Here is a 15942-nt window from a genome sequence, read left to right as displayed (position 1 = left end):
AGAAATAGATTTTGCTGACATAGCCATGTATCGCGGCAAGTTTTACAATAGCCAATCTTTATCTCAGCTCTGAGAAAGATCTCTGCGCTCATTTTTGTTTATTGCGCACTATTAGGAATACCATGAGAAAACTTGAATTACTCGCACCCGGCGGTGACATTGAGTCGATTAAAGCGGCGATTGTTGCAGGTGCTGATGCTGTCTATTGCGGCTTAAATAGTTTCAATGCCCGTACTCGCGCCGAGAACTTAAGTTTTGAAGACTTGCATGGTTTACTGCGCATCGCACATAGACATAATTGCCAACTGTTTTTAACACTGAATATCATTGTATTAGAGCAAGAGCTACCTGCATTGTTAAAGCTGTTAAATCAGCTAGTCAATACCGCAATTGATGGGGTTATTGTGCAAGATCTAGGGCTGTTTTATTTGCTAAAACAGCACTACCCAACGCTTGATATCCATGCCTCTACTCAGGTAACCACTCATAACACTGGCCAACTTGAGTTTTTAGCTAATTTGGGCGCCTCGCGGGCTAATTTATCCCGTGAGCTTAATTTAACCGAAATTAAGCTGATGTCGGATAAAGCACATCAACTTGATATGTTGACTGAAGTGTTTGTTCACGGCTCAAACTGCATTGGTTTTTCTGGCCTTTGCTATTTCAGTTCGGCCCATGGTGGTAACTCGGGCAACCGTGGCCGCTGCAGTCAGCCGTGTCGTGACCAGTACCAAACTACTGATGCCGGCGCAGAGTATCCGCTTAATCTCAAGGACAACTCCGCGTTTTCCGACTTAGATGCACTATATGCGGCGGGCGCAGATTCATTAAAGGTTGAAGGCCGAATCAAAAAATCCCATTACGTTTACCGAGTTATCGACACCTGGCGTAAACAGATCAGCCGATTAGAGCAAGATCTCGATTTATCTTCAGATAAAGCGCCACTGTACACGGTATTTAACCGCGACTTCTCCAATGGCTATCTTCATGGCGCTGTCGGAAAACAGATGTATATTGATAATCCACGTGATAATGCGGTTCAGCATTTCAGCCAAATTGAGTCACTAAAATTGCTGCAACAAGGCGAGAGTAATCAGGCCTTACCCAATATTAAACAAGCGCTTTATGATGAAAAGACCGAGATTATTACCACTGTTGCCGGCAGGATTGCCAACTTAAGCCTAGATAAGCCCAAAATCGATTTAGCCTTTAGTGGCAAGCAAGGCGAGCCATTAGCGATTAAGGTACGGGTATCAGAACAATCAGGTCTGATTGCTGATCGCGTATTAGAGATTGCATCAGAGGATAACTTAATAGCCTCTGACAAGTACGGCTTAAATGATGCTGAATTACAAAAACGTTTCTCAAGTTTTAATAACGCAGAGTACCAATTAGCGCCACTGTCTTTGAACGCACTTAATGAAGGGCTATTTGTGCCGTTTAAAGCGCTAACAGAGATGAAACGCAGTATTGTGACTTGGCTTAATAACGGCAGAGAACAGGTTGAAGAAGTGACATTGCAGCAAGTGCGTCAACAACTTAACTTCTCACAAATCAACTGCACACAAAGCAATTTGGCACAAACTGAGCTTTCGCCAGTTAAATCAAGTGTTGCCGTCACCAAATTTGAACACCGCCCAAAACTGTCGATACTCATCGCTAATCGTCGTGACTTAGCCTTGTATCAACAGCTTAAGCAGCAAATCGGCGATATGAGTCAACTGCGGGTGTATTATTTAGTCCCCGATGCCATCGCTGCTGAGCAAGAAAAGTTAACTTTACTGTTTAAACGCGAGCCTGAACTTATCCCTTGGTTTGGCGCGGTGATTATGCAGCCTGATTTTGAAGCCGCTAGCGCGTTACTGAGTGAACTAAAACCTAAGCTGATTGTTACCAATAACAGTGGCTTAGGCCTTGTTGCTAAACAGCTGCGATTAGATTGGATTGCCGGACCTTACCTCAATACCAGCAACACTTTGAGTATGCAAAGCTTACGAACGCAAGGTTGCGTTGGTGCCTTTGTGTCAAACGAGTTAAATAAAAACCAGATTAAAGGATTAAAAGTACCTAGAGGTTTTGAACTGCATTACAGTATTTACCACCCAATCATGTTGATGAGCAGTCGTCAGTGTTTGTTCTTGCAATCAAGTGGCTGCGATAAATCGGTTATGGATGCAGAGTGCTTAACGGTTTGTAAAAAGCATACCGGTCTTACCAATGTTAAAGGCGTTGATTTTGTAATAGACAAAAAGCGCCGTGAGCATAATGCGCTATATGGTAGCGAGCACTTTTATAACCCCCACATTGCGCTTGAGCTTAATCGTCAACTTGATTGGCTGCATTTGGATCTTCGCGCGGTTGCGACTCGCAGCGAGTTACATCAAAGCCCGCTTGAAACCATTAAGGCTATCGATACTGTATTGGCAAAACAAAGTGAAACCAACCTACACACTGATAAGCAGCATGCAACAGAAGATATTGATTTGCTTAGCTCGCTTGAATCACTCATGAGCCAAACCACTTGCGTACAGTATCGTAAAGGTTTGTGATTTAACTGCATCACTCATCACCATCACTCTAGAATTTGTAATAGTCGTTAGCTAACAAGCTAGCGACTATTACAGTCAAATCTAAATTCAAATAAGACGTCATATCAGTCAGTTAGCTTTTCAGTAAATCGCCTTGTTTGAATGAATGTTCACCAAGGCTAAATAGTCTCAAGGCACTTTACCAAAAAAAGTGCCTCTATAAAGCTCCAGCAAAAAACTCGGCTGACTATTTTTCAGTCAGTTAAGCGCGTTTTTCGTTGGATTATTGCGCTATTGGCAAATAATTGCGGATCTCTGCTATTTATCTGTATAGAGTAAAATTATTGACAGTCATCAGGAGGATGTCTTATGCCAATAAAACCTCTCAGCAGTACCAAGCTTTACCGCGCTTCGACGCTTAAAAAGCTCTCTTTAGACTGCAAGTCGACCAAACACTTAGAGCCGTTAGATGAAATCGTCGGCCAAGCCCGCGCGCAACAAGCTGTTGAATTTGCCCTGTCGATGAAAGACAAAGGCTATAACATTTATGCACTTGGCCGTAATGGTCTTGGTAAGCGCACTATGGTGCTACGCCATTTAAACCGCCAAGCACCCAACTCCAATGGCCGCACCCTTTATGACTGGTGCTACGTGGTCAATTTTGACGATACCCGCAGCCCTAAAGTGCTTAAGCTACCTGCGGGTATGGGACTCGCCTTTAAAAAAGACATCGAAAAGTTGATGGCTAAGCTGCTTAAATCGCTGCCATTAGCCTTTGACAACGAGATGTATTACACCCGCGCTGATAAATTGAAAAACCAATTAGCGGCCAAACAAGAAGAAGCGTTAATTAAGCTAACTGATGAGGCCAAGAGTCATTCTGTCGGTTTGTCGATTTCGCCTCAGGGTAACTATGAGTTAGTCGCGCTCAACGGTGAAGAGCCCCATAGCGAAGAAAGCTATTTGGCGTTATCGCCCAAAGAGCAAGACGAGATGCAGCTAGCGATCTCTAATCTTGAATCTCAGCTGCGTGGCATTGTCCGCCAAATCACAGTGTGGGAAGAAGAGTACTCTGAAAAGCAACAAAAGCATGATGAACAAGTTGCCGAAGAGGTGCTTACCCATTGCTTGGCATCGCTTAAAGCCCAGTATAACGAGCAGCCAAATGTAAAAGCTTATATAAAGGCGATGCACAAAGACATTCTCGACAATCTAGATATCTTTTTAGAGGAAAGCGAAGAGCAAGCTGCCCTCGCCTATGCCTCAATGAGTAAGAAGATGCCAAGGCGTTACCAAATTAATGTGTTGGTGTCGCAAGAGTCGCAGATGCAGCCGATCATCGTTGAGGAAACGCCAAACTACCACACCATTTTTGGTTACGTAGAAAGCGCCACCTATAAAGGCACGGTATTTACGGATTTCTCGTTAATCAGACCCGGCAGTTTGCATAAAGCGAATGGCGGCGTGTTAATGATAGATGCGGTTAAAGTGCTTGAGCACCCTTATGTGTGGGACGGTCTCAAACGTGCGCTGCGTTCACGAAAGTTGAGCCTTACCTCCCTTGAGCGAGAAGTGACCCTTTCGGGCGCGATTTCATTAGATCCAGAAGCTATCCCGCTGGATGTTAAAATCATTTTGTTTGGTGATTTTGCCACTTATAAACTACTACAACAATATGATGCTGAGTTTACTGAACTCTTTAGAGTGACAGCGGACTTTGAAGATAGAATGCCGCGCACCGATGCGTCTGAAGTGCATTATGCGCAGTTTATCTCCAGCATTGTCCACAGTAATAAGATGCTTCATTGTGATAAAAAGGCCATTGCCCGCATCATCGAATTTAGTTCGCGCCAAGCTGATGACCAAGGCATGCTGTCGTTGCACTCAGTCGATATTGCGAATTTACTGAGAGAAGCCAATTATTGCGCTCGTGCAGTCAACGCCAATATGATCAGAGTGAGTCATATTGAACAAGCATTAGCGAATAAAGAAAAACGTATTTGCCGAGCTAAAGATGACTTTATGCAAAGCTTTACCAATGGCACAACCTTAATTAGTACTCAGGGTAAAACAGTTGGTCAGGTTAATGCGTTGTCAGTGATGTCGACTACCGATTATCAGTTTGGTGCACCAAGCCGGATCACTGCGACAACCGCCTTTGGTGAAGGTCGAGTATTCGATATTGAACGTAACGTTGAATTAAGTGGCAGTATTCACTCCAAAGGTGTGATGATTTTAACCGCTTACATTGCCAGCATTTTAGGTAAAACTGACAAAATACCGCTATCTACCCACTTAACCTTTGAGCAATCTTATGGTGGTGTTGATGGTGACAGTGCCACTATGGCAGAGTTATGCGCTATGTTGTCATCATTTTCGGGTATCGGCATTAGACAAGATATTGCTATTACTGGCTCAATGAATCAGTTTGGTGAAGCGCAGCCGATTGGCGGGGTTAATGAGAAAATCGAAGGCTTCTTTGATGCCTGTAAGATCAAGGGCCGTAAAGATACCCAAGGGGTGATTATTCCGCAGTCTAATGTGCATAACTTAATGTTACGCAGTGATATTGTTGATGCGGTGGCAAAAGGCAAATTCAACATTTGGGCGATTAGCCATGTTAATCAAGCGATTGAGTTATTAACTGATACCAAAGTGGGTAACGTGAATGCAAATGGTGATTATCCTAAAAGCAGTATTTTAGGCTTAGCACAACTGCGGTTAAATACCCTTAGAAACAAAGATGCAGACAAAGGCAAAAACAGCAAAGCCGATTAAGATTATTGTTAATGATTGAATTTAAAATACAAAAAGGCCGAACATTATGTTCGGCCTTTTTAATGTCTTGCTTATCCCCTGTTGAGATAATGCCAAGCGATTAAGCAAATACGCCTTGTAGTGGCGGCACAACTTGCTTTTTACGGCTAAGAACGCCATCTAACCACACTTTGTTGTCTTCAGATTGACATGCAAAAGCAGCTTCAATCTTTGCCAAATCGTCTGATGCGATAAGCATTTGTGAGCCTTCTTTCATAATGTCAGTAAGCAGTAGTAGTACGCTGTGACGGTTACCTTCAGCTTTAAGCGCTGCAATATCTGCTTCTAGCTCGGCTTTGATGTCATCAAATACTGAAAGATCGATAACTTCTAACTGACCAATACCCACTAACTCACCGTTCATGTTGAAGTCTTTAAAGTCACGCATAACAAGATCGCGTGCTGGTGTACCTTCAACTGCAGATTTCACTTTGAACATATCCATGCCAAGCTCTTTGAAATCTTCAATGCCTGCGATTTCTGCAAGTGCTTCAACACACTTAATGTCGGCAGTAGTACAAGTTGGTGATTTAAAGATAACCGTGTCACTTAAAATAGCGCAAAGCATGATGCCGGCGATATTTTTTGGGATTTCTACATTGTAGAAATCGTACATCATCTTAATCACGGTGTTACTACAACCTACTGGACGGATCCAGCATTCTAGTGGTGTAGAAGTCGTTAGATCGCCCAATTTATGGTGATCAACAATACCAACAATTGTCGCTTCAGCGATGTCATCTGGCGCTTGAGTTAACTCAGAATGGTCAACGATATACACTTCTTCGCCAGCGTAGCTAAGCTTTAGCTCTGGAGCGTCAAAACCAAACTTTTCTAGAATGAAAGCCGTTTCTGGTGAAACATCACCTAAACGGGTAGCAACTGACTCTTCACCGATTTGGTTTTTTAGGTGTGCAAGTGCGATAGCACCACAAATTGAATCTGAATCTGGGATTTTGTGGCCCACAACATAAACTGGCATAGTAAAGCTCTCCTTTAATTTGCGCCGATTTTAACAAAGTTTTATCTGATGCGGAAATACCAAAAGGTCGAAGAACGTCATCTAAGGGGATAAAAATGCAATAAATAGGCGTTTTGGCTCACTTTTATCAGTCAAAGCGGCAAAAGTGTAGTGCACGACTGATTATTTAGACAAGTTTAAGCTGGTGGCATGACTAATAAAGCTAAGTGTAACTTGATTATCTACCACCAAGAAAGCTGCATAATGGCGCAGTTTTAACCTAAAACTCGCTTAAAATACAGACTTAAGTACCACTAGAGCTGTTTTTATAGTATAAGCTTGCCTAAATTTATCTTTATCAAAATTGAGCACCATAGCGATGTCTGACAAATTCTTTTTTAAAGGGCGTAAAACCCCAAAGCCTAAGCACGAAAGCTATGGTTACAACACAAAGCGTGAAATTAAAGTGGGCACAGATGAAAACCCATTGGAACTGCGCGTACAAACTGAAGCGCGTGCTGCAGAAGTTAAGCAAATGCTTGCTGAAAATGAGTTGGTTGGGGTAATTACTCTTGATAGCACTCAAGATGAAGACATCGTGCTTTTAGAAGGTTTGCTAAACAAGCCGCAAACTACACGCTTTGAAAAAAAGCCTAACCGTAACGACCCTTGTATTTGCGGTAGCGGTAACAAGTATAAGAAGTGCTGCGGATAATTCCAGCCTACTTACTATGATATTGCGGTTTTAACTTTCCGGTGTTAGCTCTGCGCTTTAAGCCTTTAGTTATTCCGTGTCAATTTAAAAGCAGTGCCCTAGTCGGCGCTGCTTTTTTTTTGTACCAGTTTATACCTTCCAACTTACCTGGGCTAACTTAGTAAAATTGGGCTCATTCGCCGTTTTCTAGCACACTCGTTACAAATTCACATAAAATTAAACTTCGCTTAAGTAAATTTTGATTCACTCCTCGTTTGTTATACTCCCTATATTTTTTGCTAAATATTCTAAATACTTACAAAGACATAATGCATTACACCTTTTATTTAATAGAGATATTAGCTCACTACTTTAAATTGTAAATCCGAATAAATGTTAAATTTGGTAACACATATTTACACAATCCGACTACTACATCTGCCCACATCCTTTAACATGCAATCAGAATTCTAATTAAATTATTGAGTCTCGTTTAGCAATTAACTAAACAGAACGCGAAAGAGACTGAAATAACGTGTGGGTTTGCTTCAACAAGAGGACGTGTTTGTGGCTACTAAAAAACAGATAATATTACCCATGGTTGTCATCGCAGTTGGCGTAGCTGGGTTTATTGGTATGTCGGCAATGAAAAAGCCGCCAGAAGAAAAAGAGGAGCTCGACACTACACCTCTTGTTTCAGTACAAGCTGTAGAAATTAACCCTATGAGCTTTTCTGTCAGTTCGTATGGTGTTGTGAGCGCAAAATATGAAACTGAACTTGTGTCCCAGGTTAATGGTGAAATCGTTTATCTGTCTGATAGCTTTGTGCGTGGTGGCTTTGTCAAAAAAGGCGATGTTTTAGCTAAAATTGACCCAAGTGATTATGAAGCTGCGTTAATTGATGCCAAAGCCAATATGGCATCGGCGCAAGCCACGTTAGTACAAGAGAAAGCATTTGGTAAAGTGGCTGAGGCTGAATGGAAGCGCATTGAAAACGGCGTACCGACAGAACTGAGTTTACGTAAGCCGCAGCTTGCTCAAGAAGTCGCTAAACTCAAATCAACTGAGGCTGGCCTTAAACGCGCCAACCGCGATCTTGAGCGTACGGTGATTAAAGCCCCTTATGATGCGCTGATTGAAGCCCGTAATCTTGGTCTAGGTTCATACGTGAGTAAAGGTACGCCGCTAGGTAAAGTATTAAGTACTGATGAAGCCGAAGTACGCCTACCTATCGCCGATAAAGACTTACAGTTTTTAGAACGCAAAGGAAAAGATGCCCAAGTGCTGTTGACCGGTGATTTTGCCGGTAAAGCGCAGCAATGGCTAGGCAAAATTGTGCGTAGCGAAGGCGTGATTGATAATCGTAGCCGTATGACTTACCTGGTCGCGCAAATTAAAGATCCTTATGGACTCGAGTCGAATAACAACGAATTACGTTATGGCACATACGTTACCGCGAATATTGATGGCTCTCACGCAGGTCAAGTGGCAAGAATTCCACGACACCTAGTGATTAATAATCAAGTTGCGACATTAGATGATGACAATAAGCTGCGTTATAAAGACATCACGATTGTGCGCCAAATTGGTTCTGAAGTCATCGTTTCTGCTGGTTTAGATGTTGGGGTGAATGTCATTACTTCAGCCCTTGATTACCCTATTGAAGGTATGCAGCTAGCCTTGCCGCAAGATAAAGCGCCTAAAGATGAATTAGACGACTCGCAAGACACTCAACTTGCGATGGAAGAAAAGGACTAATTCATGATCGATACCAATAAAGGCATAATCGCTTGGTTTGCTCGCAACAGTGTTGCTGCCAACCTGTTGATGATTATTATCATTCTTGGTGGTTTGCTGACAGCGAACACCATTCGTAAACAGTTTTTCCCTGCAGTTGAAATAAACTGGCTTGAGTTTAACGCGGTTTACCCTGGCGCAGCGCCTCAAGAAGTGGAAGAAGGCATCACCATTAAGATTGAGGAAGCGCTTGAGAGTGTTCAAGGTCTTAAGCGTGTTATCACCTATTCTAACCGTAATATGTCGTCGGGTTACTTTCGAGTTGAAGACTCCTACGATCCGCAGGATGTGCTTGAAGAGGTAAAATCGGAAATCGATTCCATTTCAAGTTTTCCAGATGGTATGGAGCGACCGAAAGTCGAACGGATTAAGATCCGCCAAGAAGTGATGTATATGAGTTTGTATGGTGATTTATCACAGCGCCAACTTAAAGATCTTGGTGAAAAAATTCATGATGAATTACTCCAGCTTCCAAAAGTGAATATTACTGATTTTTATGGTGGACTGGGCTATGAAATAGCCATTGAAGTCAGTAAAGATAGACTACGTGAGTTTGGCCTAAGCTTTAACGATGTGGCTGACGCTGTTCGTGGTTATTCACGCAATATGTCTGCTGGTCAAATACGCGCTGAAAATGGCTATATTAATCTACGTGTACAAAACCAAGCTTACGTCGGCTATGAGTTTGAAAGTTTGCCCTTGATCACCCTTGAAGATGGAACCAGCTTATTACTGGGCGATGTGGCTAATGTAATTGATGGTTTTGAGGAAGGGATCCAATACTCTAAGTTTAATGGTAAAAACTCAGTGACTTTCTTTGTTGGCGCTGCCAATGATCAGAGTCTGACAGATGTTGCTGATGTGGTGAAAGCCTATATCGCTGAAAAGCAATTAGTCTTACCTCAAGGGGTGAAGCTTGAGCCTTGGGTTGATATGACCTATTACCTTGAGGGGCGTCTTGATCTGATGCTTGATAGCATGAAAAGTGGCGCAGTATTGGTATTCATATTGTTAGCACTTTTCTTACGCGTTCGCTTAGCATTTTGGGTGATGATGGGCTTACCGGTGTGTTTCTTAGGGACCCTGCTCTTTATGCCAATGGGCATGATTGATGTCACCATTAACGTAATCAGCCTGTTCGCGTTTATTTTAGTCTTAGGTATTGTGGTCGATGACGCCATTGTGATGGGGGAAAGCGCCCATGCAGAATGTGAAGAAAAAGGCCAAACCTTAGATAACGTTATTCGTGGTGTGAAACGCGTTGCTATGCCGGCCACCTTTGGTGTATTAACCACTATTGCAGCATTTTTACCTATCACTCTCGATGATGGTCCCTCCTCTGCATTCGGCCAAGCAATCGGTTATGTGGTTATCTTATGCTTAATCTTCTCGTTAATTGAATCTAAGCTCATTTTGCCAGCGCATTTAGCGCGTATGAAGCAAAAAACCATCGTTAAGTCAGGCTCTAAAAATCCGCTAGATTGGCTTAGAAACATCGTTAATTTCTTGCAAGAGAAAGTCGATAGTGGCTTAAAAACCTTGATCGTTAAGTACTATCGCCCCTCTTTAGAGGTTGCCGTAAAGTACCGTTATACCGTGATCATGGTATTTATTAGTTTGATTATGGTGTGTGCCGGCCTTTATACCGGTGGCGTTATTCGTTTTATCGGTCAGCCTAAAATCCCTCATGATTTTCCGCGGATTTCATTTGAGATGAATATCGACGCCTCAGAAAGATCAACATTAGCAGCGGCGTTAGCGATTGAAAAAGCGCTCAAGCAAGTGGATGTTGAGATTGAAAAGCAGCACGGTCAGAAGATGATTTCAGATCTGCAGGTTGAGCTTCGCGGCCGAACTGCAGCTGAGATAAGAACCAAACTTGTCGACCCTGAGATCCGTCCTATCGATACCTTTGCCGTAGCAGAACTGTGGCGGCAGTCTATGCCCTCTATTCCGGGGATGAAGTCATTTACGATTCAAGATAACTTGTTTGGCGGTGGCCGCGATGACGGTGATATCAGCTTCAGGCTTGAAGGTAAAGACGATGAGCAATTAGTTGCTGCAGCTAAAGAGCTAAAAGCCAAACTGAATACACTTAAAGGCGTTGGCGATGTGAATGATAGTCGTCAATCAAGCGCTAAAGAGATCCAGTTTGAGTTAAAACCGTTGGCGCATAGCATTGGATTAACCCTTGCAGATATTGCACGCCAAGTCGGTAATAGCTTCTATGGTCTTGAAGCTCAGCGTATTTTACGTAACGGTGAAGAGATTAAAGTCATGCTGCGTTACCCTGAAGAGCAGCGCAACTCGATTGCTCAAGTGTCAGACGTAATGATTAAGACTCCACAAGGCGCTGAACTCCCGTTATCTGAAGTAGCTGCAATTGTGGTGACTGATGGCGTTAATAGTATCCGCCGTGAAAATGGTAACCGTACGATTAACGTTTGGGGCTCGGTCGATGCAGACCAAGCAGAACCCTTTAAACTGGCAAAAGATATCCGTGATAACTTCTTACCTGAGTTATTAACTAAATATCCACGAGTAAAAAGTGAAGTTGCCGGTAATATTCAAGAGCAGCTTGATAGCGCTGATACCCAGCTTCGTGATTTCTTGATTTCGATGTTAGTGATCTACAGCTTATTGGCAGTACCGTTAAAGTCATATTCACAGCCGATTATGATTATGGCAGTGATCCCATTTGGGGTAATTGGTTCTGTAATGGGGCATTTGATCTTAGGGCTTGATCTCAGCGCGCTATCGGTATTTGGCATTATTGCCGCTGCTGGCGTTGTAGTGAACGACTCTTTGGTCATGGTGGATTACATCAATAAATCTCGAGAATCTGGCGTTGCTATGAAGCTGTCAGTACTTGAAGCGGGTTGTCGCCGTTTTAGAGCGATTCTACTGACCTCGTTAACCACCTTTATTGGTTTGGTGCCAATTATGACGGAAACCAGCATGCAAGCGCAGATGGTGATCCCTATGGCTGTTTCATTAGCCTTTGGTGTGTTGTTTGCAACAGTAGTGACCCTAGTACTTATCCCTTGTTTGTATGTGATGATTGAAGACATAAAACGTATGATAGGCAGTAAGTCACGGGTTGAAGAACCAACAGAGTCCCCCATGCCAACTGAGCATGCGGTAAGTTAGTATACAAGAATAGCTTAAGTCTAAAGCCCCTACTGCATATGGGCTTTTTAACAACAACTGGCTTTGGGTTCTATTTTTGCCTGCAAAGGAAAATGGCTACTCTTTAGATAAGAGGCTTTATCTTGAATGCGGCGGAGAGGTAGCTGACTTTAAACAATAGGAAACCTCAGGTTCAGTCGCTAAACTATAGATAGCAAAAATCCCGTTATCTTGCCGATAACGGGATTTTTTAAATATGGCGGAGAGATAGGGATTTGAACCCTAGATGGGCTATAAACCCATGCCGGTTTTCAAGACCGGTGCATTCGACCACTCTGCCATCTCTCCGAACGCCGCGAATAATATAGCGCTCTTATTATCTTGTAAAGTGATAATTAGAAAATTTTATCACTTTACTGATTGAATAAACCTATTTGGTTACTTCTCGTCCTGATTGATGGCAATGCGTGCGGGATCAGGCATAACGATCTCTTCACTCACCTCATTCCAGCTTTTATAGTTACGCAGTTTAAAACCGATGAACACGATGAAAGAACAAATCAAGATCCCCCAACCGATGGCAACTTCACCACTTGTTGCCCACATGGCAACCAAACTTGAAGCACCAAACGATAAGCTGATCTGTAGGAAGTTCTGTAGGCCAGCCGCTTTTGCTGCGTTATCCGGAAATTCCTGTAATGCACCGTTAACAACAATTGGGTAGATACCACCACTACAAGCAGCAAGTACTGAAAATATTGCTAGTAAAGGATAGATAGAAAGTCCTTGTAGCAATATAGTCACCACTGCAATAGACATCGCGCAGGTGCCAAATACCGATAGCAAAATCTTTAGAGTCTTCTCAGAACCAATTTTACGAATAAGCGTTTTACTCGCATAACCACCTAAAATAAAGGTAATCGTTTGCGGAATAAAGCTTAGTCCAATGGCTGTAGCATCAAAACCATGCTGCTCCATTACAACTGGCCATAGTGTAAGGTACGAGAAAAACGCACCAGAACACGCACCAAAAATAACAACGTTACCTAAGTATTTAGTGTTTTTAAGGATAGAAAGATAGTTGATCTCTTTCTTATCGTGACTAATCGCTTTGGTTTCTGCTGGTACAAACCAAACAGTCAGTAAAATCATTACTGCAGCCATACCGGTTAAAGTAATGAAAATGCTCTGCCAACCTAAAGACTGCAGAATGAATGCACCTAAGATTGGTGCAAGTGCTGGTGATAACGCGACTAACGGCATAATATTAGAAAATACGCCTTGCGCTTTAGCTGCATCATATTTTTCGATTACAATCGCTTGCCAAATAACACCAGCAGAACATGCACCTAATGCTTGCATGAAGCGAGAGATGTTAAAGACTAAAATTGAGTCACTAACTGCCAACGAAAAACTGGCAGCAGCAAATAGCACCAGACCGAAGATCAGCGAATTACGTTTACCAAAACGCTCAACTAACGGGCCATAAAGTAACTGACCCAGCGCTAAGCCAGCTAAGAAGAATGTCAAAGACATAGCAACTTGTGATGGTGATGTTGCCATTGTGTCTTCAATTGCTTTGAATGCAGGCAAGTACATGTCAGTGGCAATAAAGCCCAACATGCTTAATACTGCTAGGTATGCAAGAAAAATGTAGTATTTTGCACTTGTTAGTGAGTTCATAATTGGAAATTCTGATCTGGATTTATTAAAGTGGCGCAGTGTAACCACTTGCTTATGTAGTGTGAAACGTTTATTTTTCACATTAGCTATCAAAATAAATCACAGCAGGATGGAACCATGCTTTCAGAACAGTCTCTTCAACTCATCGATATGGTTGCGCGTGTGGGCAGTTTTACCGCCGCAGCTAATAAATTACATAAAGTCCCATCAGCTGTAAGTTATGCCGTTAAACAAATTGAAGAAGAACTCGGCGTGGTGCTGTTTGTACGCCATCATCGCAGCGTCAGTTTAACTGCTGCTGGGGAACATTTCGTAAAGCAGTCTCGTTCTCTATTAACTGATATCGATGCAATGCGCGCTGATACTATACGGGTAGCCAACGGTTGGCAGCCGACACTGTCTATTGCTCTCGATAACATTGTTCGTGCTGACAAGATTAGTAACTTAATCGCGGACTTTTATCGCACCTTTGATAATGTTGAGTTAATTATCCGCATTGAAGTGTTTAATGGCGTTTGGGAGTCTATTGCTACCGGCCGCAGTGATATCGCGATTGGTGCAACAACAGCCATTCCAGTTGGTGGTGATTATCACTTTAGAGACATGGGTGAAATTGAATGGTGTTTTTTAGTCGGTAAAAACCACCCTCTTGCTGACATTGACCGTCCGCTGAGTGACGATGAGTTAAGACAGTATCCGTCTATTTGTTTAGAGGATACGTCACGAGAGATCCCTAAACGTATGACCTGGTTACTTGAGAATCAACGTCGGTTAGTGGTGCCTGACTGGATCCGCGCCATTAACTGTTTTCGTGAAGGTTTGGGTGTGGGCTATATGCCAGCGCATTTCGCATTCCCGTTTATTAAAACCGGCGCGTTAATTGAAAAGCAGCTTGAAAGGCCCAATAAAACCAGTCCATGTTGCTTAGCCTGGAACGCCACCAATAAGTCCCCTGCTATGGCTTGGGTACTTGATTATTTAGGTGACAGCGAGAAACTGCATAAAGATTGGCTAGATTAACTAAGCTTAACTTAGGTACTTTTGCGCTCTAAGCGCTTTATACCTTGGTTTAGCTGCTGTATGATTCAATAACTTAACGCAAGGATTGCTCGCTTTTATCTAATTTAAGGAACTCCTTGTTAATCTTGTGCTCAAATTAAATAGCTTGAACATTTGTCTTCGGAGAAAGAAATGAAAGATATGACACAACAAACCGTGTATAGCAGACCTACCGTTGAGGTTAATAAGCTGCTTAAAAACACCTATATGCTACTTTCTATGACACTTGCATTCTCTGCTGTGTGTGCAGGTTTAGCAATGGCGCTAGCCATCAGCCCTATGATGTCTCTTGGTCTATCTATTGGTAGCTTAGTATTATTATTTGTCACGCTAAGAAAAGCTGACTCAAGCGCTGGCCTTTTCTGGGTATTTGCTTTCACTGGTATGCAGGGTGCATCGTTAGGCTATATCCTTAACCATTATGCTGGCATGGCGAACGGTCCACAGCTTATTATGCAAGCATTAGGCTTAACCTCAGTTATCTTCATTACGCTGTCTGGCTATGCGGTAACGACCAAGAAAGATTTCTCTTTCATGCGTGGTTTCCTAATTGCAGGTCTAGTGATTATGTTCGTTGGCCTGCTGGTTAACCTTTTCTTAGGTAACGGCATGGTGTTTATGGCGCTTAATGCTGGTATTGCATTATTAATGACGGGCTTTATTCTTTACGATACAAGCAAAATCGTTAATGGTGGCGAGACGAACTATATCCGCGCAACCATCTCTTTATACCTAGATTTCTTAAACCTATTCATTGCACTACTGCATTTAATGGGCATTGGTGGCGATGACTAATACCAATTAAATTTAATTGAGTTAAAATGGTCCTATTACAGGGCCATTTTTTTTACCATGAGCAAATTTATAATTCAGGTTAACTCTGCCGCTTACGGTAGCGCAGCAAGTTACAGTGCCTACCGTTTCGCAAAGTCCGCATTAGAAAGCGGCCACTGTATTGAGAAGATCTTTTTCTATCAAGACGGTGTGCTGAATACCAATCAACTAAACAGCCCCGCCAGTGATGAATTTAACCTGCAGCAAGCCTGGGTAGACTTACATAATGAATATGGTGTTGCCTTAATTAACTGTGTGTCAGCCGCGCTTCGCCGTGGAGTGTTATCTGAGGTTGAAGCGATAGAAAATCAATTAAGCCACTGGAACATGCAAGCGCCCTTTATTATGGGCGGTTTAGGTGAGCTGGTTACAGGTATAGAAACCGCTGACCGACTAGTCAGCTTTTAACTCTGGTTACTATAGCTTAATGAGCCAAGAAT

At 42.6% G+C, this 15942-nt stretch carries 10 protein-coding genes and 1 tRNA gene; 8 read left to right on the top strand and 3 right to left on the bottom strand.

Translation table 11 applies throughout. From position 1 onward, the window contains the following. The first annotated feature begins 122 nt into the window (after positions 1 to 122). Both L2748_RS13090 and L2748_RS13085 read left to right on the top strand, forming a co-directional pair. The gene (locus L2748_RS13090) at positions 123 to 2549 is read left to right on the top strand and encodes a peptidase U32 family protein (RefSeq protein WP_220781358.1); all 2427 of its coding nucleotides are present in this window, start codon (positions 123 to 125) and stop codon (positions 2547 to 2549) included. Between the two features lie 348 nt (positions 2550 to 2897). Further along, positions 2898 to 5306 carry a Lon protease family protein gene (locus L2748_RS13085; protein WP_220781359.1) on the top strand — a complete coding sequence of 803 codons (2409 nt, stop codon included), beginning with the start codon at positions 2898 to 2900 and terminating at the stop codon, positions 5304 to 5306. Positions 5307 to 5406: 100 nt separating this feature from the next. Here the strand turns inward: L2748_RS13085 and L2748_RS13080 are convergent, their stop codons facing one another. Next, the gene (locus tag L2748_RS13080; protein WP_220781360.1) at positions 5407 to 6327 is read right to left on the bottom strand and encodes a manganese-dependent inorganic pyrophosphatase; all 921 of its coding nucleotides are present in this window, start codon (positions 6325 to 6327) and stop codon (positions 5407 to 5409) included. A gap of 358 nt (positions 6328 to 6685) precedes the next feature. Here L2748_RS13080 and L2748_RS13075 point away from each other — a divergent pair, with 358 nt between their 5' ends. The 3 genes from L2748_RS13075 (at position 6686) to L2748_RS13065 (ending at position 11947) form a co-directional block, all read left to right on the top strand. Further along, complete coding sequence (locus tag L2748_RS13075; protein ID WP_220781361.1) at positions 6686 to 7021, top strand: PBPRA1643 family SWIM/SEC-C metal-binding motif protein; 336 nt, start codon at positions 6686 to 6688, stop codon at positions 7019 to 7021. A gap of 546 nt (positions 7022 to 7567) precedes the next feature. Beyond that, a complete protein-coding gene (locus tag L2748_RS13070; RefSeq protein WP_220781362.1) occupies positions 7568 to 8758 on the top strand; it encodes an efflux RND transporter periplasmic adaptor subunit in 1191 nt (396 codons plus the stop codon). A gap of 3 nt (positions 8759 to 8761) precedes the next feature. Continuing rightward, on the top strand, positions 8762 to 11947 hold the full coding sequence (locus L2748_RS13065) for an efflux RND transporter permease subunit (protein ID WP_220781363.1): 3186 nt from the start codon (positions 8762 to 8764) through the stop codon (positions 11945 to 11947). A gap of 236 nt (positions 11948 to 12183) precedes the next feature. Here L2748_RS13065 and L2748_RS13060 read toward each other — a convergent pair. Then, positions 12184 to 12274, bottom strand: a tRNA-Ser gene (locus L2748_RS13060). A gap of 90 nt (positions 12275 to 12364) precedes the next feature. Next, positions 12365 to 13609 (bottom strand): purine nucleoside transporter PunC, encoded by a 1245-nt coding sequence (gene punC, locus L2748_RS13055; RefSeq protein WP_220781364.1) that lies wholly within the window; start codon positions 13607 to 13609, stop codon positions 12365 to 12367. Between the two features lie 117 nt (positions 13610 to 13726). Between punC and punR the strand changes: the two genes are divergently transcribed. The 3 genes from punR (at position 13727) to tusD (ending at position 15910) form a co-directional block, all read left to right on the top strand. Continuing rightward, positions 13727 to 14629 (top strand): DNA-binding transcriptional activator PunR, encoded by a 903-nt coding sequence (punR, locus tag L2748_RS13050; protein ID WP_220781365.1) that lies wholly within the window; start codon positions 13727 to 13729, stop codon positions 14627 to 14629. Between the two features lie 180 nt (positions 14630 to 14809). Continuing rightward, positions 14810 to 15463: a Bax inhibitor-1/YccA family protein gene (locus L2748_RS13045; RefSeq protein ID WP_220781373.1), complete on the top strand. Its 654-nt coding sequence runs from the start codon at positions 14810 to 14812 to the stop codon at positions 15461 to 15463. Between the two features lie 57 nt (positions 15464 to 15520). Then, positions 15521 to 15910: a sulfurtransferase complex subunit TusD gene (gene tusD / locus L2748_RS13040; protein WP_220781366.1), complete on the top strand. Its 390-nt coding sequence runs from the start codon at positions 15521 to 15523 to the stop codon at positions 15908 to 15910. Positions 15911 to 15942: the final 32 nt, after the last annotated feature.

The sequence above is a fragment of the Shewanella sairae genome (assembly GCF_023283535.1).
GTDB lineage: Bacteria > Pseudomonadota > Gammaproteobacteria > Enterobacterales > Shewanellaceae > Shewanella > Shewanella sairae.
The sequence above is the reverse complement of the archived record's forward strand: the minus strand, read 5'-3'. Positions and strand labels throughout refer to the sequence as shown.